19 protein-coding genes are annotated in these 21,110 nt (G+C 57.8%); 8 read left to right on the top strand and 11 right to left on the bottom strand.

Annotated elements, in window-relative coordinates; all coding sequences use genetic code 11:
• Positions 1-119: 119 nt before the first annotated feature.
• Positions 120-1,775 (bottom strand): hybrid sensor histidine kinase/response regulator, encoded by a 1,656-nt coding sequence (locus ABEB25_RS05675; RefSeq protein WP_345735413.1) that lies wholly within the window; start codon positions 1,773-1,775, stop codon positions 120-122.
• A 164-nt stretch (positions 1,776-1,939) separates the two neighbouring features.
• Entirely contained in the window at positions 1,940-2,992 is a 1,053-nt protein-coding gene (locus ABEB25_RS05670; RefSeq protein ID WP_345735412.1) for a sugar phosphate isomerase/epimerase family protein, read from the bottom strand.
• A gap of 118 nt (positions 2,993-3,110) precedes the next feature.
• Here ABEB25_RS05670 and ribD point away from each other — a divergent pair, with 118 nt between their 5' ends.
• The 4 genes from ribD (at position 3,111) to tnpA (ending at position 5,991) form a co-directional block, all read left to right on the top strand.
• Positions 3,111-4,163 carry a bifunctional diaminohydroxyphosphoribosylaminopyrimidine deaminase/5-amino-6-(5-phosphoribosylamino)uracil reductase RibD gene (gene ribD / locus ABEB25_RS05665; RefSeq protein WP_345735411.1) on the top strand — a complete coding sequence of 351 codons (1,053 nt, stop codon included), beginning with the start codon at positions 3,111-3,113 and terminating at the stop codon, positions 4,161-4,163.
• Positions 4,160-4,693 carry a D-glycero-alpha-D-manno-heptose-1,7-bisphosphate 7-phosphatase gene (locus tag ABEB25_RS05660; protein WP_345735410.1) on the top strand — a complete coding sequence of 178 codons (534 nt, stop codon included), beginning with the start codon at positions 4,160-4,162 and terminating at the stop codon, positions 4,691-4,693. Before ribD ends, ABEB25_RS05660 begins: the two co-directional genes overlap by 4 nt.
• A gap of 4 nt (positions 4,694-4,697) precedes the next feature.
• The gene (rnhA, locus tag ABEB25_RS05655) at positions 4,698-5,189 is read left to right on the top strand and encodes a ribonuclease HI (protein ID WP_345735409.1); all 492 of its coding nucleotides are present in this window, start codon (positions 4,698-4,700) and stop codon (positions 5,187-5,189) included.
• 328 nt (positions 5,190-5,517) lie between these two features.
• Entirely contained in the window at positions 5,518-5,991 is a 474-nt protein-coding gene (gene tnpA / locus ABEB25_RS05650; RefSeq protein WP_345735408.1) for an IS200/IS605 family transposase, read from the top strand.
• 205 nt (positions 5,992-6,196) lie between these two features.
• Here tnpA and ABEB25_RS05645 read toward each other — a convergent pair whose 3' ends face one another.
• Positions 6,197-8,041 carry a GDSL-type esterase/lipase family protein gene (locus ABEB25_RS05645; RefSeq protein ID WP_345735407.1) on the bottom strand — a complete coding sequence of 615 codons (1,845 nt, stop codon included), beginning with the start codon at positions 8,039-8,041 and terminating at the stop codon, positions 6,197-6,199.
• An 81-nt stretch (positions 8,042-8,122) separates the two neighbouring features.
• Here ABEB25_RS05645 and ABEB25_RS05640 point away from each other — a divergent pair, with 81 nt between their 5' ends.
• Positions 8,123-8,323: a hypothetical protein gene (locus ABEB25_RS05640; protein WP_345735406.1), complete on the top strand. Its 201-nt coding sequence runs from the start codon at positions 8,123-8,125 to the stop codon at positions 8,321-8,323.
• Here ABEB25_RS05640 and ABEB25_RS05635 read toward each other — a convergent pair.
• Both ABEB25_RS05635 and ABEB25_RS05630 read right to left on the bottom strand, forming a co-directional pair.
• Positions 8,316-9,668, bottom strand: a complete 1,353-nt coding sequence (locus ABEB25_RS05635; RefSeq protein WP_345735405.1) for a POT-type proton-dependent oligopeptide transporter — start codon at positions 9,666-9,668, stop codon at positions 8,316-8,318. The two genes, ABEB25_RS05640 and ABEB25_RS05635, sit on opposite strands and share 8 nt — an antisense overlap.
• 16 nt (positions 9,669-9,684) lie before the next feature.
• A complete protein-coding gene (locus ABEB25_RS05630) occupies positions 9,685-10,302 on the bottom strand; it encodes a YdeI/OmpD-associated family protein (protein ID WP_345735404.1) in 618 nt (205 codons plus the stop codon).
• A gap of 149 nt (positions 10,303-10,451) precedes the next feature.
• On the opposite strand from ABEB25_RS05630, the gene ABEB25_RS05625 reads away from it, so the two are divergent.
• On the top strand, positions 10,452-12,950 hold the full coding sequence (locus ABEB25_RS05625; protein ID WP_345735403.1) for a CehA/McbA family metallohydrolase: 2,499 nt from the start codon (positions 10,452-10,454) through the stop codon (positions 12,948-12,950).
• Positions 12,951-13,274: 324 nt separating this feature from the next.
• Here the strand turns inward: ABEB25_RS05625 and ABEB25_RS05620 are convergent, their stop codons facing one another.
• From ABEB25_RS05620 to zwf, 5 genes are all read right to left on the bottom strand, one after another.
• Positions 13,275-14,258: a peptidylprolyl isomerase gene (locus tag ABEB25_RS05620; RefSeq protein WP_345735402.1), complete on the bottom strand. Its 984-nt coding sequence runs from the start codon at positions 14,256-14,258 to the stop codon at positions 13,275-13,277.
• A 64-nt stretch (positions 14,259-14,322) separates the two neighbouring features.
• Positions 14,323-15,384, bottom strand: coding sequence for a glucose-6-phosphate dehydrogenase assembly protein OpcA (locus tag ABEB25_RS05615; protein WP_345735401.1), 1,062 nt, complete (start codon positions 15,382-15,384; stop codon positions 14,323-14,325).
• Positions 15,385-15,389: 5 nt separating this feature from the next.
• Positions 15,390-15,689 carry a type II toxin-antitoxin system RelE/ParE family toxin gene (locus ABEB25_RS05610; RefSeq protein ID WP_345735400.1) on the bottom strand — a complete coding sequence of 100 codons (300 nt, stop codon included), beginning with the start codon at positions 15,687-15,689 and terminating at the stop codon, positions 15,390-15,392.
• Positions 15,686-15,913 carry a hypothetical protein gene (locus ABEB25_RS05605; RefSeq protein ID WP_345735399.1) on the bottom strand — a complete coding sequence of 76 codons (228 nt, stop codon included), beginning with the start codon at positions 15,911-15,913 and terminating at the stop codon, positions 15,686-15,688. Before ABEB25_RS05605 ends, ABEB25_RS05610 begins: the two co-directional genes overlap by 4 nt.
• Before the next feature lie 46 nt (positions 15,914-15,959).
• Positions 15,960-17,501, bottom strand: coding sequence for a glucose-6-phosphate dehydrogenase (gene zwf, locus ABEB25_RS05600; RefSeq protein WP_345735398.1), 1,542 nt, complete (start codon positions 17,499-17,501; stop codon positions 15,960-15,962).
• A 186-nt stretch (positions 17,502-17,687) separates the two neighbouring features.
• Here zwf and ABEB25_RS05595 point away from each other — a divergent pair, with 186 nt between their 5' ends.
• Together ABEB25_RS05595 and ABEB25_RS24460 are read left to right on the top strand one after the other, a co-directional pair.
• Positions 17,688-19,916, top strand: a complete 2,229-nt coding sequence (locus ABEB25_RS05595) for a hypothetical protein (RefSeq protein WP_345735397.1) — start codon at positions 17,688-17,690, stop codon at positions 19,914-19,916.
• A 51-nt stretch (positions 19,917-19,967) separates the two neighbouring features.
• Entirely contained in the window at positions 19,968-20,393 is a 426-nt protein-coding gene (locus ABEB25_RS24460) for a hypothetical protein (protein ID WP_425571976.1), read from the top strand.
• On the opposite strand, the gene ABEB25_RS05590 is transcribed toward ABEB25_RS24460, so the two are convergent.
• Entirely contained in the window at positions 20,294-20,986 is a 693-nt protein-coding gene (locus tag ABEB25_RS05590; RefSeq protein WP_345735396.1) for an SDR family oxidoreductase, read from the bottom strand. The two genes, ABEB25_RS24460 and ABEB25_RS05590, sit on opposite strands and share 100 nt — an antisense overlap.
• Positions 20,987-21,110 lie beyond the last annotated feature (124 nt).

Genomic DNA, 21,110 nt, shown 5'->3' with positions numbered 1-21,110 from the left:
GGTGAGGGGCTCGGCATCACAGGATCCATGCTGCCCCATTGCAACGTGGTCGAAATTCCCAAATGCAACTCAGGGAACCAGCTTCGCCTTGGCGAGGGATCTTGGAGATAGGGGCGGAATTATGCCCGGCTCATCATGGTCACCACGCGATGCACGATCTGGGTCAGTTCACCGGCCTCGTAGGGCTTGGGTAGAACACCGACGAAACCTTTTTCCAAATAAGTGAGCTGGACGTCTTCATTGACGCTGCCACTGGTCACGACCAGTCGGGCTTCGGGATCAAAGCGCAGGATTTCTTCGGCGGTTTCGCCGCCGTTCATGCCGCCGCGGAGGGTGAGGTCCATGAGAACGACATCGGGAGGCGTGCCAGTTCGGGCGAGGCTGTGGTAGATCTTCACCGCGTCCTGGCCGTTGTCGCATTCGACAACATCATAACCGCAGCGTTTCAGAATGAGGTTGGCCACTTTGCGAAGGTCGTCTTCGTCATCCACGATGAGCACACGGCCCCGGCCTTTTTTCAGGGGCACAGGCGCGTGATCTTTTTCGCCGCTTCCGGCATGGGCCGTCATGGCGGGCACGGCCGGGAGATAGACGGAGAATTCGGTGCCTACATTGAGCCTCGAAGACACGCGGATGTCACCTTCGTGCGCCTTGATGAAAAGCTTGCAGGTGGTGAGGCCGATGCCGTTGCCATCGGGTTTGGTGGTGAAGGTCTCTTTAAAAAGGCGCTCCATGTTTTCCGGTGCAATGCCGCAACCGCGGTCACGCACGGTGACACGGACGTAAGGGCCGGGTTTCAGCACCTCATCCTGGCCGATGCCGATGTCCGTATTCTCCGCATCCACATCCATGTAGCCGCCCTGGGGCATGGCCTGGATGCCATTGAGGATGAGGTTTTGCAGCACTTGGCTGATCTTGACACCGTCTGCCACTGGCCAGCGGAGGGCGCTGCCCAGCCGCACCCGAAGCTGTGCATTGGATCCCGCGCCGGCAAACTTGACAGTGTCATGAATGATGGCGGCCAGATCAATCGGCTGCTTTTGGTTAGGCTTGGCCTTGCAAGCGGTGACGACCTGGGAGGTGAACTGGCGCGCGCGCTTGAGTCCGCTGAAAATGAGCTGAAGCTCCTCCTGAAGGGCAGGCTGCCCCTGAACCTGCTGGAGCAGATCAGACAGGCGCATGGTCACGGGGCCTAACAAATTATTCACATCATGGGCGATGCCCTGGGCCAGTGCCGCCAGGTTGTCCTGTTTGAGCTGGTCGGACTGGGTGTCCAAATCTTCGCCACGCAGGGGCACTGTTTTTTGTGGGGCGGGAGCTGCAACAGCCTTCAGGGGAGTGATGACCAAGGTGAAGTTGAGGAGCTTGCGGAGGCTGTTGAAAACAGCACGGACACGCCAGTTGCAACGCTGCGGGGGATGGCCGTAAAAATTCTGCACGAGGGCCTCGCACTCATAAGCACCGCCGTCTTCTACAGCGCGGTTTAGGCTGTCCAAAAGAGTGGCGGCATCCAGATCACCAGCAGCCAGATCTCCAATGCCCATGCCACGCAGGCCCTTTTCTGGCTCCACGCCCACCAGCACAGCAGCGGCGGCATTGCTGAAGAGCACTTTGGGCCCTGAGTTTTCCGTCTTTTCAGCCTCGAGGATCAGCACCGCCTCCGGCACTTGATCCACCGCAACTCGGAGGAAGTAGTTGGCCGTTTTCATCTGGTGCAGGCTTGCTTCCAGTTCGGCCAGTGTGTCAGGACGCAGTGTATCGGGAGAAAGTGTCATGGCAGCCACAGATAATTATGGCCCCATTTAGCTATCTTAAATTATTAAGTAAACTTTAATTTTCGGGAAACCGATCTTTTGTGCATCTCATTTTTGAAACTCTCAAAAATTTAGAGCCCACCTCCCTGGGAATTTAAGACAGACAGGCTTCGGATGCGGATGGCTCACAGATTGGTCTGTAGCCAAGCCGTGCTACGCTGAAGTTCAGCCTTTTGGTAATTGATCTCGGCGTCCTTTTTACCTGGGCCATCCGGGGCCTTGAAGCTGGGAATGGCCTTGCCCTTTTTCGACATTTCCACCCAGGCTTTGAAGGCAGCGGTATCGCGGTACTCTGGGTAGGGCTTCCAGAACTCCTCATTTTTGTAGTTCATCGGGCGGGCAAAGCCAGAGATGGTCTCCACTTGGAGAGGGACGCCCGGGGCCAGCTCGGCAAAGCGTTTGGCGTAGGCTTTGAAATCCACCAAGCCTTCACCCACGGCGGTCCATTGTACCACAGCCCCTTCTTCGGTGTCCCACACCATGCTGTCGCGCACGCTGGAGCAGACTGTGAGAGCCCCCAGAGCTTCGAGATGAGCCATCGGCTCTTCCATCGCCCAGACGGCATTGCCGGGGTCAATGTTAGCCCCGACATAGCCCTTGCCTGCTGCCTCAATGAGAGCCTTCAGTTCGTGGGATTGCATGTCGCCAGCGTGGTTTTCGATGGCGATTTTGATACCCTCAGCTTCCGCGCGGGACTTGTTCGCCTGGATGACCTTGAGGGTTTCTTCAATGTGCTTCTGAATGCCGCCATCCGTCGCACGGTCCTTGTTATTGCCCAGGTAACAGCGGGCCACGGGCGAGCCCAGGGCCTTAGCCACACGGATGGTCAGCGCCAAATGTTCCTCCGGTGTGCCATAGGTGTCCTTCCAAGTATTCGAGGTGGGGCAGACGGAACCGGTGCCCACATATAGCTTGAGCCCGGCTTTGTCGGCCTGCTCTTTCAGGGTCTTGAGGTAGGTCTCTTCGAAGTTTTCAAAGATGTGCAGTTCCGAAATGAAGCAGGTATCCAGCTTCAGGCTCGCGGCGTGGTCAATGTACTGGCCCGCCTTCCAACCCGTAGCGCGCACGGAAAAGTGATCCATCCCGATCAAAGGGCGCGAGTCCGAAGCCTTCAGCTTGGAGGCGGTGAGGGCAGCAGTGATGAAGGCGGACTGGTGAAGAAAGGCGCGGCGGTTCATGCAAACGGGAGTGAAGAGAGTCTGACATCAACGGTCAAGCCCACACTTCCCTGTCAGACATCCTGAATGAAAGCCGCCTTGTCTGCCGGGACAGGGCGCGTTATGAAACAAGCTAGCCATGCCCGCCCTGAACCCCGAATCCGACCTCCACTGGATGAGCCTCGCCCTGGAGCAGGCGCGCCAGGGCATCGGCTTCACCAGTCCAAATCCAGCCGTAGGGGCGGTGATCGTGGCCGATGGCGAGCTCATTGGCCAAGGGTTCCATCGTCAAGCAGGGCAGCCCCATGCGGAGATCGAGGCGCTGAAGGATGCCCACATTCGCGCGCCGGAGCGCATCGCGGGCTCCACCATTTATGTCACGTTGGAACCGTGCAGCACGCAGGGTCGCACAGGCCCCTGCACCTCCGCGATTCAGGCCGCAGGCATCACCCGCGTGGTGTGGGGCGCGCAGGACCCGAATCCCAGCCACGTCGGCCGTGCACAGCAGCTTTTAGAAAGCGCAGGTATTGCCGTGACCACTGGCATCCTGGAAAGCGAGTGCCAGGAAATCCTGCGTCCCTTTGCCAAGTGGATCACCACGGGTCTGCCCTACGTCATTGCGAAAGCCGGGCAGAGCCTGGATGGCCGCATCACCCGCCCACCCGGTGAAGGCCCCTGGATCACCAGCGAGGCCGCCCGTGCTCATAGCCAGGGCCTGCGCGCTCGGGTGGATGCGATCCTAGTAGGAGCGGAAACGGTGCGGCAGGACAATCCCCGCCTCACCCTGCGAAACGGCAGCCTCAAGCAGCAGCCCTGGCGCATCATCCTCAGCCGCAGCGGTCACCTGCCCCCTGATGCGAACGTCTTTACCGATGCCTATCAAGACCGCACGCTGGTGCTGCGTGATTTGGCCTTCCCCGAGGTCCTGCGTGATCTCGCCGCCCGTGGCATCACCAGTGTGCTTATTGAGGGCGGTAGCAACGTGCTCGGCCAGGCCTTTGCCGCACGCTGTGTGGATGAGGTATGCTGGTACATCGCCCCGCGTCTCTGTGGTGGCGGGCTGCCGGTCATTGGCGGCCCGGATTGGAAAAGCTCCGTCGCGTTGGAGAACGTTACCCTCTTGCCGATTGGCGATAACCTCTGCCTCACGGGCCGTCCCGTGTGGCCTAACATAGAATCTGATCACGCATGAGCCGCCCGGCTGTTTTTTTTGACCGCGATGGAGTCGTAAATCTTTCCCCAGGCGCCGGATACGTCCTCCGCTGGGCAGATTTTCATTTCAGCCCAGGCATTGTCGAGGCATTGGCCTTTTGCCGAACTCGTGGTTATGCCACCGTTTTAGCCACCAGCCAGCAGGGCGTGGGTAAGGGGCTCATGTCCCAGGCCACGCTGGATGACATCCACGCCCGCATGCAGGTAGAACTGGCTCTGCATGATGCTGCCTTTGATGGCATCTACGCCTGCACCTGCCTTTCCAAAGATCCCGCCTGTACGTGCCGGAAACCCAGTGCTGAAATGCTTCTGCGCGCCGCCCAGGAGCACGATCTCGACTTCAGCCGCAGCTTCATGATTGGCGATGCCGACCGTGATATCGAAATGGGCATGAACGCGGGAGTCTCCGTTACCATCCGCATCGAAAGCGAAAACCCTCACCTCGTTTCAGCGACCCATACACTGCCCGATACACGCGGGCTGAAGGCACTGCTGGAAACTCTCCTTTGAACGAATGACTTCTGTTACCATTTACACCGACGGAGCCTGCAGTGGCAATCCAGGCCCAGGCGGCTATGGGGTGCTGTTGCAAGCTGGCACGCACACCAAGGAACTCTCTGAGGGTTATCGTCGCACAACGAACAATCGCATGGAGTTGATGGCTCTCATCAAGGGACTGGAACTGTTGAATCGCCCCTGCACGGTCACGCTTTTTTCCGATTCCAAATACGTGGTGGATACCGTGCAAAAGGGTTGGGCTAAGAGCTGGAAAGCTCGGGGCTGGGTGAAGGCGGACAAGCAGCCTGCGGTGAATGCCGACCTCTGGGATCGCGCCTTGAAAGTGCTGGAAAAACACAAGGTCACCATCCGTTGGGTGAAAGGCCATGCTTCCAATGCGGGCAACAACCGATGCGACGAACTCGCCGTCGCTGCTTCTAAATCCGGTGGGCTTCAAGCCGATGATGGTTATGAACTGGCGAAGGCGAAACCTGCGTCGTTGCTTTAAACGAAAAGGTGAGGGTTTCATGCCCTCCGTATCTGCCATTACGAGCGATACGGTGTCACTACACATCCATCGGGATGTTATCTCCTCCGAGCCCGCAGGGCTCTCCATTAATAGCCAGAGGTGAAGCGAGCTTTGGCGAGCTAACCTCTGGTCTTGGATAAAGATCCTGCTATCCTTATGCTACCCGGAGGGTAGGCCCATCGCCTGCTTTCCTCATGAAGATAATGAAGATGCCCCTTGCTGGTCTGAACCGGTCAACTGGCGTAGGCTCTCCCAGAACACGTTGACTTCTAAATACGGGTGTACCACTCATAATAATCGACGACACGTGGCTACCTACACCCAGATCCTTTACCATATTGTCTTTTCGACCAAACATCGCGAGCGAGTCTTAGACCAACCACGCCGCGAGGAGCTTTTCCGGTTCATCTGGGGTGTGCTGAAAAATCGCCAATGCCATCTCTATCGGATCGGAGGAGTGGAAGATCACCTGCACATGCTGATCAGCCTCCACCCAAGTGTGGCTCTTTCGGATTTGGTCAAAGAAGTCAAAACGGCTTCATCAGCCTGGATCAAGGGCCAGAAGGTATTTCCTGCCTTCACTTATTGGCAAGAAGGTTATGGTGCCTTTACCTGCTCGTTGGACCAGAAGTCGGCCTTGATTGACTACATTCGAAATCAAGAAGCCCATCATCGGCAAGAAACGTTTCGGCAGGAATACGAACGTCTCCTGTCTGAAGTCGGTTTATCCATCCATGAGCGTGACAAAGAATGGCAGTGGGCTGAAGAGCAAACAGGCTGATGGGGCAACCCTGCGGCTTGTCTCCAAATTGGGCATCCCAATGGATGTGCGTCCGGAGGTTGGCTCGCCGAGGCTCGCGGCACCTCCGGCTATTCATGGGTAGCCCTACGGGCTGAAGAATGGGAACCTGCATCGCCATCAGTGGGGATGGCCTCACGCCATGAGTTAAGGCTCTTTGTGGAAAAGTCCTCCGAGCTCCACCTCTCTACTCCTTCCACAGAATCCTAGCCGCATACACGCTATTGTCGGCACCAAAAGCATTTTCCTGTGGGATGATGATGTTTGGGGGCGTGTTTTGCATCCACTCGGCCACGGTGACCCAGGTCTCGTTTTCACTGACTTCGGTGATGGCAAAGTTGCCCAGGCGCACGCCGCGCTCGGGCACCAGGATATGCTCGGTGGAGCGAATGACTTTAAGCGTCTCAGGATTGACCTGGGCCATTACCAGCGGGGCCCGGTGGCGGACGATGTGGTCGTTGTGCAATCCTTTGCGGTTGTAAACGAGATACAATCCCTTGTTATGCGTGACCCAGTGCTGCTGGGTGTTGTAATTGCCCAGATCACTGCCGTCTTCGAACTGCCAGGGCTGGATGGGGCCGTAGTTCAGGCCATCGGTGCTGGTGGTGACATAGGCGGCGGTGTCGTTGCGCAGGGTCAGGTAAAACTTCCCCTGGTAGCGGGTGAGTGAGGGCTCATACACACCCCGGCCTGATTCCAGCTTGAGGTCGTTGCCTTGGCCGAGGCATTTTAAAGTTTTCCCGTCGAAGCTGCAACGTAGGACGGTGACGCTGTAATACCTGTCACCTTCGCCCTTGAAATAAACGGGCAGGAGGATGTCGCCATTTTCAAGATCGTAACGCTGCACGCAGCCCGCACCGGAGTTGAAAAACTTGGCCTCCTCGGGCATTTCAAGCGAGGCCCAAGGCGACCAGGTTCGGGTCTTTTCATCATAGACGGCATAGCTGGTGCCGCGCTTTTGGTCATGCATCACCTTGTCATTTTGATAGTGAACGGTATGGCCCGTGCCTAGCAGCTTGCCAGACTTGGCATGCCACTTCGGAGTGAAGTCACAGGCCGCCACGATGATGTCTCCCGGCAGGTTTCGGCGGCCTAACGTTTCATCATGTTGGGTGATCTGGCTCCAGGTTTTCCCCAGGTCATCTGTGTGTAAATCATTGAGGGCAAAGAAGACATCGCTGCCAGTGAGCAACAGCTTTTGCATGGTCATCACCACGGTAGGAGTGGGGCCTGGGATAGCGCCAGCACGTGGATGCACCCAGCAGGTTTTGCCATCGTAACCGCTGGTCACCGTTTCCAGTTTCACCTCATAGGGAAGTCCTTTCGGGGGTGGTGGCAGGAGTTGAACATGCTCGCGCAGCTCAGGAACTTCACGCTCTAGACCTTCGGCCACAAGGCGTGCGATCATGCGCGCGCCTTCTTTGTTAAAGTGGGTGCGATCAGTGTCGGAGGGGGCATAACGCAGGCAGAACTTTTCACCCATTTGATTGCCAAACCAAAGGCTGCGCTGATGCAGATCAATGACGGGCACTTTCATCTCTTGGCCCACCGCCTTCACGGCCTCCACATAAGGCCAGAGGGTGGAAACCAGTTTGCCCTTTTCATACACACGGCGCACGACGGAGGTAATGAGCACAGGCTGACCACCAGCGGTGCGGACTTCTTCGATGAAGCGACGCAAATTATCCCGGTAGTCGCCTTTGGGATCGGTGGTGCGGTCGCCCTTACCGGGCTGGTCATTGTGGCCGAATTGGATCAAAACGTAGTCAGGCTTTTCTGTGATGACCTTGTCCCACAGGCCCAGGCTGCGAAAGCTTTTGGAGCTGGCTCCACCACGTGCGTGGTTGATCACGGTTGCCTGCGGCAAGAACTCGGGCAGCATCTGCCCCCAGCCTGCTAGGTCCGGTCGGTCCTTCTTGGTCTGTGTGACCGTGGCGACGGTGGAGTCACCTGCCAGGACGATGCGGGGGGCGTTCTGGGCAAAAGCCAAAACGCTGGAACCCAAGGCGAGAGCGAAGATCAAAAAACGCATGGGCCTATTAACGTTCACCAAAGGTTGTTGCTCTCAGCGACGTCGGTGGCTTGGTCGCCAGAGTTGATACTTTTTATACTGATGAATGCTTTCAGTTGCTTCGTCTTCGGGCTTCTTATGATCGTGGGTGGGCCTATTACCACCGTGGCTGCCGATACGCGGCTCGTGCGTGAAAAGGAGGCTCTGACACCTGAGCAAGAACGCGCCGCACTGCATGTGCCCGAGGGGTTTGAGATCCAGCTCTTTGCCCGTGAGCTGATGATCAACAAGCCCATCACATGAGCACCTGGGGTGTGGTTTTCTCCTCCTGCAAATAAGTCCTTCCCTGATAAAACCTAACGACAAAGACAAATAGCACAGTCGTGACAGCCATGCATTTCACAAAGAACCAGTAGTAGGCAGGCCCGTTTAGGTTGCTGGCCAGTCCCGTTTTCTCAATGGACCAATTGACGGCTGCGGTGAAGACATTGCCCAGAAAGACGCTCGCGTAAAAGAGACCCATGATGAATGACTTTAAACGTGCAGGGGCCTGCGTGTAGCTGAACTCCAGTGCTGTGATGGAGATCATCACCTCCGCGCCTGTGAGGAGAAAGTAAGCGAGCACCTGCCACCAGATGGAAGGTTTTTCACCCGCTAAGATCCAGGCTTCCACCCAGGCAGGAATCATAAAAGAAGCGGCGGCTAAGGCAAACCCAAGACCGATTTTTCGCAACGGAGTCACCGCCATTAGCCGACCCAGCAACGGATAGATCACCAGAGAAAAGATGGGAATCAGAAGCATGATGAAGGCGGGGTTCACGCTTTGTAACTGGTCGGGCAGCACCGTCACCCCGAGCAGATTGAGATCCATGCGAGAGGCTTGAGAAACCCACCGAGAGGCGGTTTGGTCGAACAAAGACCAGAACATGGCGATGAAAAGGTAGATGCCCAGTAGCCCCACCAATGATCTCAGCACCTGAGGCTTGCGGAGTTCGTCCAGAAACTCGCGCGGCTCCGGCGGAATATGGGCAAACTGATGACGCCCCAGCCAAAAAATAAACGTCGCCAACGCCATGAAGAGACCTGGAACAGCGAAGGCCACATGCACGCCATGATGGTGTCTCAACCATGGAGTGAGTAAGATGGAGAGAAACGAACCGACGTTGATCGCAAAGTAAAACCAGTAGTATATGCGTGGCAGTAACCGAGCATTACTGGTTCCGAACTGATCCCCAACATGCGAAGCAACGCAGGGCTTCATGCCGCCCGCGCCTAAAGCCACCAAGGTGAGGCCCCAAAAGAGACCCTGGCGAGTATTGTCCAGATACAGGACCAAATGACCCAGACAACAGAGAAGTGACAGGAGGATGATGGCGCGATATTTGCCTAACCAAATATCTGCTAATAAACCTCCCAAAAGAGGGGTGAGATACACGGCAGCAACGTAGATGTGGAGCCACTTGGTGGCTTCGGCCTCACCCATCAGGTCAGGCGCACCCGCGTGATTCAGCAGAGCTGTGGTCATGAAGACGAAAAGAATCGCCTTCATGCCGTAGAAACTGAAGCGCTCTGCGGCCTCATTCCCGATGATGAAAGGAATGCCTGGAGGCATCTTGGAGGTGGCGACGGGAGCAGTGCGGTAGGGCATGGGACTGGTTTCAGTGTTAGCAGGCTTCTTTCCTTTGCGCCCATTTCTTTCCTGCAGCGAGTGCGCGCAGGGTTTCATCCAGGCGTTTGGCGATGGTCTCAGGCTGTTTCGCCGTGCCGACCCACACCTTGTATTCGCGCTGGTAGGTCGGCTTTAGTTGGTCATAAAACGCGGCGGCGGCCTTGTTCTTTTTCAGCCTGGCGGCCAGCACCTCTGGCATCGGCCATTCTTCGCGTGGGGGAGCAGGGGGTTTGCGCTGCGACGGCTCGGCATCCAGCAGCACGGCGGCGTGGAGCAGCTTACGAAGGGCCCGCTGGTTCAGCCCCTCCAATCCGTGAGGTAGGTCAATGCTGTGGATGGAGGCATTCTCCAGGCCATGATTAAACAGTCGCATCGGGTCGGGCAAATCGCTGCCCCGATAAAAGGTGAGCTGGGCGTGATCCTTAAACCCGCTGATGCCGCAGACCCGTTTCTTCAGACTGTAGCAAAGCATGTTCGAATTGATGGATTCCTTGAGGTCTGGCTCCCAACGAAAAATCAGTTCGCGTAATTCTTCGCACACGGCTTTGGAACCCTCCGGGCAGGTGGCGATCCATTTTTCGGGGTCAGTGGTGCGGGAGCGGCGGCAGTCCATGCAGATGCTAAAGAGGATTACAGGTCAAGCTGGGTTGTGTGACAAGACTTTCGTCGAGGCTGCGCCATTTAGGCTGGGCGAAGGGTGGGTTTTTGGAAAAGGCTGGGTCTTGCCTCACGTAGCAAAGAGGCCGCTGATTGCTCACCACCATGAAAAAACTCGCTCTGCTCCTGCTCACCGCCACGCCTACCCTCTGGGGTGCGGAGGTTTTTGAAGCCAATCTCGGGCGTGAAAAGGAACTGCCCGGAGGCAAGGAGGCGGATGGGATTCGTGGGGACTTTGTGCTGCGCAATGATTTGGTGGAGGCCGTGATCTCCCACAACGCACCTAACCGAAGGGCGAACATGAGCACTTTTTATGGTCCCGAGGGTATGTCACCCGGTTGCCTTTATGACCTGACTCTACGGGGGGCGGCGAATGATCAGCTCACCGCCTATTGCCCGGCAGGATACGGCCCCGTGTCCTATGTGCGCATCGTCGAAGGCACGCCGAAAGGCGAATCCGCCGTCGAGGCCGTGACCACGGCTGCGAGTCATGGTGGCATCTACAAACGGAACGAGTATCGCGTGAAGGATGGTCAGCAGGGCGTCTTCATCACCACCACGCTTCGCAATGAGACGGACAAGCCGCAGAAGGTGGGCACTAAGTCTGAAATGACACGGTTTAACAACAAAGGTGACACGGTGGATGGCATCTTTTGGGCGGATGCGGTGAACCCAGCGCATCGCTGCGGGTATGCCATCGCCAGTCTGAAAACGGAGGGTACGAAGACATGGGGCGGCGATATCGAAATCGCCCCAGGTCAGGAAGTGGTGGCCACGCGTTTCTTTGCCGTGGGCAATTCCCCGGCGCAGGCCGTGGGCGAGGCCCTGGCGGCCCAGGGTAAAAAGGTGGGCTGGGTCAAAGGCCGCCTCAAGTCTGAAGAGGGCCCTGTCACGACGGCTACGGTAGCGGTGCCTTTTTCAAAACTGCCCGTGCCTGCGTATCCGAATGACCAGGGTGAGTATGCCTTTCGTGCTCTGGCGGGCAATCTGGAGCTGACCGTCGCCGACCTGGGCCGTGCCGAAGTGAAAGTGCCCGTGAAGGTCAAGGCTGGCGCAGACAGCCAGACGGAAACAATTCTCACTGCCGCTGCACGTATTCGATTTGAAATCGCGGATGAGGCCGGAGTCTCTATCCCATGCAAGGCTCACTTTGAGCCTCTGGACAAGGATGCGCCGAAGCTGGATCTGGGCCCGAAGGAGCGCGCCAACGGCTGTGTGGACCAGTATCACAGCGAGAAAGGCCAATTCACTGTTCAACTGCCTCCCGGCAAGTATCGTGTGGTGGTGGTGCGTGGGCCCGAGTATGGTCATCTGGCGCAAGAGGTCTCGGTAGAGCCTAACAAGGAGTCTGTTTTTAAAGGCGTGCTGAAGCGACTGGTGGATACCACTGGCTGGATCAGCGCGGATTTCCACAATCACAGCACTCCCAGCGGTGACAACGTTTGCGATACGGACGGTCGCCTCATCAACATTGCGGCAGAGCACTTGGAGTTCACGCCCACGACGGAACACAACCGCTTCTTTAATTGGGAGCCGACCATTGAGGCGCTGGGCCTGAGTCCGTTCGTCAAGACGGTGAAAGGGGTGGAAATCACGGGTTCTGGCCAGCACATCAATGCGTTCCCTTTTGAGCCGGAAGACTTCGTTCAAGATGGCGGGGCCCCCGCGTGGAACAAAGATCCGCGAGTTACCGCCTTGACTCTCCGCCGCTGGCAGGGGGAGCGAACCGACCGTTGGATCCAGTTCAATCACCCAAACCTCACTGACATGTTTGTGGACCGGGATGAGGACAACGTGGTGGACGGTGGTTTTGTCGGCGTGGGTGCATTGATTGATGGGATAGAAGCACAGAATGGCGGTAGCACAGACATCCTCTATGATGCGCCATTCAAGCTCGGGCGATCTGGCAAATCCCTGGCCACAAAAGTGACCCAGTGCCGCGAATTCATGTGGCGCCAGCTTTTGAATCAGGGGCACCGACTGGTGGCCGTGGGCGTGGCAGATGCCCACGCGGTGTATGGCAATGGCGTGGGCTGCTGGCGCGTCTACCTGCCTAGCAGCACGGATGATCCCGCCAAGATTGACTGGGCGGAACTGTCCCCGAAAGCGAAGGGTGGCAACATGGTGCTGACCACGGGGCCTTTCCTGCAAGTGAGCACAGCAGATGGCAAGATCGCCGGCAGTGATTTGACAGCCGCAGGTGGCGTGGAACTTAAAGTGAAGGTGCAGTGCACCGACTGGCAAGACATCAACCGCGTGCAGGTGCTGGTGAACAGCCGCCCAGACCCAACGCTGAATTTCACCCGCGAAACTCATCCCCAAATGTTCAAGGATGGCGTGGTCAAATTTGACCAGACCTTGCAAGTGCCGCTGAAGGAGGATGCCCACCTCATCGTCGTCGCCATGCATGAGACCATGGATCTGAAGACAGGCTACGGCACTAGCAGCTACGCCAGCATGCGGCCCTGTGCCTACAACAACCCCATCTATGTGGATGTGGACGGCGGTGGTTTTAAAGCCAATGGCGACAACCTGGGTTTTGACCTGCCGATGTCGAATCTGACGGTGGACCAAGCCAAGGTGCTGCTGGAAAAGAAACCATAAACGGGTCCGTAGGCACGCTGCCTCGCAGGCGGCTGGGAGTGAAGTCCCTGTCGTATTGAGGCAGCGCAAAAGTAGCCAGAGCTTTAGCTCGCCCAGGTAACCACCTTTGATTCGGCTCGTTATGTCTTCAGCCCAGCATAAGCGCAGGTCGAGTTCCTCAAAAGGTACGCTTTTTCCCGAACAGCCAGATCGTTTGGCGGTGGGTTTGGCCTGAATGAGACGGATTTTCCGTGCTCGTTGTTAGCCTTTTTCTAGCCGATTTGGGGGCCGTCATCCTTGCGCCATATTTTAGTATGCTGGCGCAAGGTGCATGCGAATCTTCGCTTACCAGCCGTTCTTCTTGATGACGGCTTTCTTGCGAAGACCTTCCATCCACTTATCAATGACGACCTTGGATTTTTCGTTGGAGATGGCGCGTTCAATCTCCTGCCGCACTTCGTTCATGGGCTTCGAATTGCCGTACTTGATGGCATCGCAGGCGATGATGATGTAGGCGGCTTCGTCATCAATGACTCCGCTGAGGCCACCGGTCTTCAGGTTGAAGGCCACGTTGGCGATGGAGGGCTTCATCTGGTCGCGGGGCATCCAGTCCCAGGCGCCTCCGTCTTCCGCATGGCTGTCCTGGGAATAGGTCTTGGCGGTGGTGGCAAAGTCAGCGCCCTTTACCAGTTTGGAATGGATTTCCTCGGCCATCTTTCTCTGGCTGGCCGGGGTGGCACTGGCCTCGCCGCTGAACTTGGCGATGGTGATCGTGCTGATCTTGATCATGTCCCCACTGCGCCATTTGGCGACGTTCTTCTTGTAGTAGGCTTCCACTTCTGCGGGGGTTGCAGGGGGCTGTTCGGCGGCCTGTTTGCCACGCATCGCCTGGACGATCATCATCTTCTCGCGCATGTCGCGGAACTTTTTCAGGGTCATGCCAGACTCCGCCAGTTCTTTGACGAAGGCTTCGCGGTTGCCCTTGAAGCTTTCACGAATGATCCCGTTCACATCATCATCCACCCACTGGCTTTTGATGGCGGCACCCATGCGTTTGAATTCTGCGAGGACCAGCTCCCGGTCAATCAGACCGTCCAGGGCGGTCGCCCGCATGCTGGAAAGCTCACGCTGGAGGGCCCCCGGGTCGTTTTGGTACTGCATGCGCAGCATTTGCTCCTGCGCATTCACGGCATCCCGCACTTCGGACTTGGTGATGACATTTCCGTTCACAATGGCTGCAATGCCATTGCTGGAGGATTGCGAAAAAGCGGGCACTGCCGAGAAAAGCAGCGCCGCAAGGCAGGTAAGATGGCGCAGGGAAACAGACATGTACTTGGAATTCAGCGCACGCTTAACCGCTGGTGCCCCGGTGGCAAGGGCAAAACCAGCGGGTTCAGGGGGCGGTCAGTTTAGCCAGCATGGGCTGGATGAGGGGTAAAACGTGCGAATAATGGGTGCTTCCACCTGCCCGGCTGAGCTGGGAGGCGATCAGATCCGCATCACTCACGACATCGGCCGGCAGGATCTCCTCGTGGCTGTGGCCTTCGCAGGACGCATGGGTGTGGACAAAAGCTGAGGCCCCATCCCGGGTGATGGACACCTCCAGGCAGGGGGCGATGAGGCGCAGGGACTGGAGCGCACAGCCCTCGGCCGTGTCGAGGAGCTTCACGCGGATCTTTTTTCCATCCGCCTTGGTAAAGGCGAGATCGGGTGCCGCTTCATCTAGGCTGGCCCCCAGGCGCTGGGCGATCCAGCCGCCGAGCAGAAGGGCCGCGCAGGTCTGGCTCTTGGAGTGGGTGATTTCGATGGTTTCCACCATCGGCAGGTGCTCACGGGCCTTCGCATCTTGAAAGCTGTTGGCCAGTGCGGTGCGCAGAAAGTGGCTGCGCGTCCAGCTCAGGTCGCGCACATCAAAGGAGGCTGTCGCACGGGCCTCCCGCAACATGGCAAACTCTGAAAGCGGGGCGGACCAGCGGCTGCTGTCAATGATGAGGGTGCCGATGCGGCTGTAAAAACGCTCCTCGAAGTTTTTGGTCAGGTCACCCTGCCACCAGATGATCAGCGGGAGATCGGAATCCAGGTGGGCGAAAACGATGTTTTGCACCTGGGCTGCATCGCCTCCTTCCAGGACAAAAGAAATCTGCTCGCTGCAGACGATCTGCTTCCCCTGGTACGGGCGGCACAGTGCATTGATCCAGGCGCGGGCACGCGGGGGTTTGGCCTCAGGCAAGCAGGTGATCAGCAGGGCGCGGCAGGCATTGTCCGCCGTGATGCGGGCCATTTGCTCATTGTTTTTCGCCACGCTGTCAGGGTCTTCGCTGTAAATGGCGAAATTGATCAGCGAGGCTCGCGTCTTGGCCTCATCGCTGGACCACAGGTCCTTGAGCGCACGGTCAATCTTCGGCAGCGGAACTTCGGTGCCGAGGCAGGAAAGGGTGTCTTCAGTGAGAGGCATGAGAGTTAAAGGGAGCGTTTGAGTTCGCGGCGAATCCATTGGGGGTCTCGGCGCAAGTCAATGACCCGGTGGATTAAAAGGTGATCGGATTCGACGGTGTAGTAGATACCTCGGTGGAATTTTTTCAGAAGCAGGCGGTAGAACCGGCCTTGGTGAGGATGAATCCCGTAAGTGTCAGGCAGGCCGCGAATGCCAGTGAGGGTGGATTGAAGGAAAAGATCGCCGGCCCCCTGTTTTTGATCTTCATAGAAATGCCAGCCGTCTTCGAGATCCATCTCGGCAGAACTGAGGATGATCAGCTTCATCGAGACTGAAGCTTGGTCTTGAGACGGGCCTCCACGGCGTCAATCTCATCACCCGTTTCGAGGCCTGCGTGGTAACGATCATTTTGTTCCTCAAGATCCTTCACTAGCCACTCAGGAAAGGCGTCTGCCTCGGCCGGCTCTGGGAAGAGCCGATCCACAAGGGCATGGAGCAACTCTTTTTGTTCCTCAGGGGTGAAACTGCGGATCATCAACGAGGCGTTCATGGGCACATGTTTCGTCCAAAAAGGGGTGAAAAACAACTCTGAGTTCCTACAGCGTGCGCCACTCGCGCCCGTCCTGGCGCAGGAGGTCGTCGGCTTCTTTCGGGCCCCAGGATCCGGCTGGGTATTCGCACATGGTCGGAGGGTTTTCCGTCTTGTGCCAGGCGTGCTCGATCTCATCAATGAACTTCCACGCGCTCTCGACTTCGTCGCGACGGGCAAAAAGGGTGGCGTCACCGGCCATGGCGTCCAGCAGGAGGCGCTCGTAGGCCTCCGGGCTGGCTTTGCCAAAGCTGCTGCTGTAGCGGAAGTCCATCTTCACCTGCTGCATGGACAGGGCCTGGCCTGGTTGCTTGGCAAGGATGCGCAGGGCGATGCCCTCATCCGGCTGGATGCGGATGACCAGGGTGTTTTCGCTGCTGCCGGGGAGACGCGCGGTGGCGAAGGGGACCTGCGGTGGCTTTTTGAAATGCACGCTGATCTCCGTGGCCTTTTTGGGCAGTTGCTTGCCCACACGGATGTAGAAGGGCACTCCCTGCCAGCGCCAGGTATCAATGTAGAGACGCAGGGCCACGTAGGCTTCCGTTTTGGATTCCGGATTCACTCGATCCTCCTGGCGGTAACCCACACGGGCCGCACCATCCACACTGCCGGCGGTGTATTGGGCGCGGATGACGTTGGCCCCCACGGCTTCGGGCCCCACCAGCGGGCGCAGGGCGCGGATGACCTTCACCTTCTCATCGCGCACGCTGTCCGCGCTGAGGTCGGTCGGCGGCTCCATGGCCACCAGGGAGAGGAGCTGGAAGAGGTGGTTTTGCACCATGTCACGCAGAGCCCCGGCCGTGTCATAGTAGCCACCGCGGCCACCTTCCATGCCCAGGTTTTCGGCGCAAGTGATCTGCACATGGTCAATGTAGCGGCTGTTCCAGTTCGGCTCAAACAGGGCATTGGCAAAGCGCAGCACCATGATGTTTTGCGCAGTTTCCTTGCCCAGGTAATGGTCAATGCGGTAGGTGTCCTTTTCTGCAAAGGTGCCCGCCACGGTTTCATTCAGCGCCCGGGCGGTGACCAGATCTTTGCCGAAAGGTTTTTCACAAACCACACGCGCCCACTTGCCATTCACACCTTCGTGCAGCCCGGCAGCGCGCAGCATTTCCAGGATGGGTTTGAAAGCTTCCGGAGCGGAGGCGAGGTAGAAAAGACGGTTGGCTGGGGCACCCCTCTCTTCGTCGAATTGGTTCAGCAACTCGGCCAGGGCCTTGTAGCCTTCCAGGTCCTCGAACTCGCTGCGGTGGTAGTGGATGCTTTGAGCAAAGCTGGCCCACAATTCGTCACTGTGGCCTTGGCGGCTGTTCTTGCGATTGCCTTCTTCCAGCTCCTTGCGAAAGACTTCGTCCGATTTGTCCCGGCGGGCAAAGCCGACCACCTTGAACTGGGGAGGCAGGTCTCCCTCAGCCGCCACATTATACAGCGCGGGGATGAGTTTGCGGTTCGTCAGATCGCCCGTGGCGCCAAAGATGACCACGGTGCAGGGCTCCGCACGGTGGCGTTGGAGCAGCGTTTCTTGAAAGGGATTTTCCAGTTCAGGCATGATGGGAAAGGGCGTAGAGAGTAGCGCACCCCCCACCGCTGGCAACTGGCGATGCAGTCTCTGGGCCAGGACATGGATGAAAAGCGTTCATGGATGGGATGAAACGCGTGACCCGGGAGGCGGGACTTTTTGCCCCGGATGGTTGCATAGATGGCCAGATGATGAGAAAAGTTCTCATCCTTACTTATGGCGACTCCTCAATCCAACGGCAATGAAACGGACGGTGCCGCCGTTCGAAAATATGCATTCATCCTGGTTGCCACCGTTCTGGCGACGGGAGGTTACGCCTTCTGGAAAAACCAGAAAAAGTCCTCGTCTGCTGAGAATGTGGCCACCCAGTCTGGCGACAAGGGCGCTCCACGGCCCGCTGCCAGCAAGCGCCCCTCGGTGAAGGCCACCTTCAAACTGGACGTCCCGGCGAGCGCGGTCACGACCGATTCCGTACGTCAGGAAGTCAAAGAGTGGTTGGACAGGACGTTCCAGTCAGAGGGGCTGACGCCCGAACCAGCGCACCTGCCCAAGGATCGCTGGGTGCCTTTTGTCAAAGGTGCCATCGCGCTGGAATGCGGTCTGCCGCAGGCTCTTTCTCGGCAGCAGGTGGCGGACATGGCGCGGGATCTCGTACCCGTGGCACATGAGCATCCTGTCAGCGCATTTCTGGTGGGGATGATCACCCTCCGGCAGGAAGGCAGTGAAGCTCTGCTGGAAAAGGCGTTTCAAGAACTGAGCGCACAACCCGGCATGGAAACGCTGGCCTTTCACGCGGCTGCGGGCCTGGCCCTGGCCACCGGAGAGGCGGCGGGAGCGGAAGCGGTGAAGAAACGGGTGGATCAGACCCTGAAAGCCCTGCGCAAAGCCCTGGATGCGGAGGCGGGTTATTCCAAATATCCAGACCGACTCTGTGCTTACCTGCTCATGAGCGGGCACATCAAAACCTTTTTCGAGGCCATGCACGAGCCCTTTTGGGACGAGGTGTCCAAGACAGAGGCCGCCAAACCCTGGGTCAAGAAATGGATCGAGGGCCTTCACTGCCTGCAAAAGGGCTGGGACGCACGGGGCGGCGGTTACTCAAATTCGGTCTCAGATGATGGCATGGCGGTCTTCAAGCACGAGTCTGAAAAGGCGCGCCGCCTGCTGGCGCAAGCCTGGGAGCTGAAACCGCAGGATCCCAGCCCGGCTGTCACGCTCATCTACAGCTCTCTTTCGATGAGTCGCAGTGTGGCGCCCACAGAAATGCGCCGTTGGTTTGATGAATCACTCAAGCTCCAGGTGGATGTGGCGGAAGCCTCCCAGCACATGCTTTGGGGCCTGCGCCCACGCTGGTTTGGCAGCCACAAAAAGATGGAGGACTTCGGCCTCGCCTGTCTGGAGACGGGACGCTTTGATTCCAACCTGCCCTGGGTGCTTCTGCAGGCTCATCGCGATGCCGCCTCCGAGTGGGACGTGCCGGATGAATACTTTCAGGAGATGCATTGTTATGACCGCCTTCAGGCTCTGTTTGAAGGGGCGGAAAATGAACCCAAGCGCGAAGCCTGGCGCAGCGTGGACCGCACGCATGCTGCCATCGCCAGCTTCAAATGCGGTGAGTATGCGGAAGCCCAGCGGTGGCTGAAAAAATTGGATTTCAAGCCTCATGCAGATGTGCTCGCCTCCTGGGGAGTGGAGGCGGAGTTCCTCCTGGGCAAGACCGCTGCTTATGCGGGGGAATCTGGGGCCCGGCTGCGGCAGGCGGAAGCCGCCGCCAAGAGCTTCGACTCAGCCAAAGCCCTCGACCTCTATCAGCAGGCTTTGAAGCCGGGCACTACGGAGATCTCCACGGCTGGTCATGACTACCTGGAAAAGCAGATCGCGGTCATGAAGATTGAAAAAGCCCTCCAGGCGGGTGAACCCGTTTCACTCATGCAGGAGGGGAACTTCCGTGCCTGGACCCATGAGGGCAGCGGTTGGAAGCTCGACAAAGGAGTTTTGGAGCATTTGGGCCGTGAAGTCATCCGCACCACGACCTGTCTGGCACGCGTGGGGCCATCTTTCACCCTGGAAGGTGAAATGGAGATCACTGATCCTGGAGAAGCCACCCAGGTCTGGCTTTCCTATGGTTATCCTGAACGCACTGACAAGGACCGCTGGATCGCCTTGCGTTTCGCCTATGATGGAAAACAGACCTTGGCTCTGCTCTCCAATGGCATGGGCCGTCCGTTGGAGCATCCCGCCATCACGGTGGAGTCCCGATTCAAATTCAAGTTTAGCGGCAGCACTTCTGGCATCAGCCTTTTCGTCAATGACAAGCCCGTCTTTGAAAACGCCCCTGTTCCCGAGGACTTTGTGGAGGAACGCTACAGCCAGGTCGGAATCGGTGCTGCGACAAAAAGTGAGAAGACCCGCGTGAAGATCCATGCTCTCAGCGTGAAACGCTGAGTTCAGTCATCCACGCCTTCCCCTCTCGCAGAAGCCTTTGGCAAGGCGCTGTTGGATCGTCACCAGACGGATTCGCAGATTCACTGGGGCAATGAAGGTTTCTGTGTGGATGTGGCCTGTGTTCACCCGCTGATGCCGGCGGATGTGACCGTGGGCGTGCTGACCGATTTCAGCCGCTTCCACAAAACGCCGGACCCCATCGAGTGGGACATTTTCCGCACCCGTGTTTTGCGCAGTCAGGGCTGGGAACTGCAACGGCTCTGGTCCCCTGTACTGTTTCGTCGGGCTGAGGAATTGCTACAGCACGTCAAGAACGAGCACTGCCAGCTATCTCTACCGCCAACGGACAAACAGGTGGCGGCGATGGTGGACCAGGCTCACCCACCCGGGGCAGTGAGGGGTCTGCCATTGTCCTTCGGTCCCAGCTTGATGAAGAAGGGCACCGCTGTTCGGGCCCACTCCTCGGGGGTGGGGTAGGCGTCGGCGGATTCGCCAAAGCAACTGCGCAGCATGCGGGTATCGATGATCCCCGGGTTCAGCGGAATCACGGCCACCTTTCCGCCTGTCTCTTGAGCCACCGCTTGCGATAGGCCTTCGATGGCGAACTTCGTTGCGCAGTAAGGGGCGACTCCGGGGGAGGTGCTGCGGCCCCAACCCGAAGAAAAATTCACCACGACGCCGCTACCTCGTTTCAGCATAGCGGGCAAAAGATGGCGCATCACGTTGGCAGAGCCTTTGACATTGATGTCCACTACCCGGCCAAATTCCTCGGCCGAAATCTCCCACAGCGGCGCATTGGCATTCACGATGGCGGCATTGTTCAGCACCAGATCCGGCACGCCTTGTTGATCCAAGACTCTTTGGCAAAAGGCCCGGACTTCGGCGTCATTTGCTACGTCACAGGTCGTGAAGTGATGCGGGGCAGGGAACTGTTGTTGCAGTTGCGCCACCTTTTCGGCATCACGCGCACAGCCCGCCACCGTCCAGCCGCGCGTTAAGAATTCCGAGATCATGGCGCGGCCTAGCCCACGGCTACAGCCTGTGATGAGGACAAGTTTTTGAGAATTCATGGCAGTTCCTGGGGTAATCCTCCATTGGATGCCTTAAAAATTGAAAAAGAAAAGCGCGCCCAGCCATTCGCAAAAAGCCGTATTCGCCTTTACCCAAACACCACATCCTCTCTATGATGAACGC

The organism is Prosthecobacter algae (assembly GCF_039542385.1).
GTDB lineage: Bacteria > Verrucomicrobiota > Verrucomicrobiia > Verrucomicrobiales > Verrucomicrobiaceae > Prosthecobacter > Prosthecobacter algae.
Note: the sequence above shows the minus strand (reverse complement) of the source record. Positions and strands in the feature narration are given on the sequence as shown.

What these genes read in the sequence shown, in the direction of transcription:
- ABEB25_RS05595 (WP_345735397.1), top strand. Translation starts at nt 17,688, where the DNA reads ATGGCGACTCCTCAATCCAACGGCAATGAAACGGACGGTGCCGCCGTT.
- ABEB25_RS05610 (WP_345735400.1), bottom strand. Translation starts at nt 15,689, where the DNA reads ATGAAGCTGATCATCCTCAGTTCTGCCGAGATGGATCTCGAAGACGGC.
- rnhA (WP_345735409.1), top strand. Translation starts at nt 4,698, where the DNA reads ATGACTTCTGTTACCATTTACACCGACGGAGCCTGCAGTGGCAATCCA.
- ABEB25_RS05605 (WP_345735399.1), bottom strand. Translation starts at nt 15,913, where the DNA reads ATGAACGCCTCGTTGATGATCCGCAGTTTCACCCCTGAGGAACAAAAA.
- ABEB25_RS05675 (WP_345735413.1), bottom strand. Translation starts at nt 1,775, where the DNA reads ATGACACTTTCTCCCGATACACTGCGTCCTGACACACTGGCCGAACTG.
- ABEB25_RS05640 (WP_345735406.1), top strand. Translation starts at nt 8,123, where the DNA reads ATGAATGCTTTCAGTTGCTTCGTCTTCGGGCTTCTTATGATCGTGGGT.
- ABEB25_RS05635 (WP_345735405.1), bottom strand. Translation starts at nt 9,668, where the DNA reads ATGCCCTACCGCACTGCTCCCGTCGCCACCTCCAAGATGCCTCCAGGC.
- ABEB25_RS05615 (WP_345735401.1), bottom strand. Translation starts at nt 15,384, where the DNA reads ATGCCTCTCACTGAAGACACCCTTTCCTGCCTCGGCACCGAAGTTCCG.
- ABEB25_RS05645 (WP_345735407.1), bottom strand. Translation starts at nt 8,041, where the DNA reads ATGCGTTTTTTGATCTTCGCTCTCGCCTTGGGTTCCAGCGTTTTGGCT.
- ABEB25_RS05630 (WP_345735404.1), bottom strand. Translation starts at nt 10,302, where the DNA reads ATGGACTGCCGCCGCTCCCGCACCACTGACCCCGAAAAATGGATCGCC.
- ABEB25_RS05670 (WP_345735412.1), bottom strand. Translation starts at nt 2,992, where the DNA reads ATGAACCGCCGCGCCTTTCTTCACCAGTCCGCCTTCATCACTGCTGCC.
- ABEB25_RS05590 (WP_345735396.1), bottom strand. Translation starts at nt 20,986, where the DNA reads ATGAATTCTCAAAAACTTGTCCTCATCACAGGCTGTAGCCGTGGGCTA.
- ABEB25_RS05620 (WP_345735402.1), bottom strand. Translation starts at nt 14,258, where the DNA reads ATGTCTGTTTCCCTGCGCCATCTTACCTGCCTTGCGGCGCTGCTTTTC.
- ABEB25_RS05625 (WP_345735403.1), top strand. Translation starts at nt 10,452, where the DNA reads ATGAAAAAACTCGCTCTGCTCCTGCTCACCGCCACGCCTACCCTCTGG.
- zwf (WP_345735398.1), bottom strand. Translation starts at nt 17,501, where the DNA reads ATGCCTGAACTGGAAAATCCCTTTCAAGAAACGCTGCTCCAACGCCAC.
- ribD (WP_345735411.1), top strand. Translation starts at nt 3,111, where the DNA reads ATGCCCGCCCTGAACCCCGAATCCGACCTCCACTGGATGAGCCTCGCC.
- ABEB25_RS05660 (WP_345735410.1), top strand. Translation starts at nt 4,160, where the DNA reads ATGAGCCGCCCGGCTGTTTTTTTTGACCGCGATGGAGTCGTAAATCTT.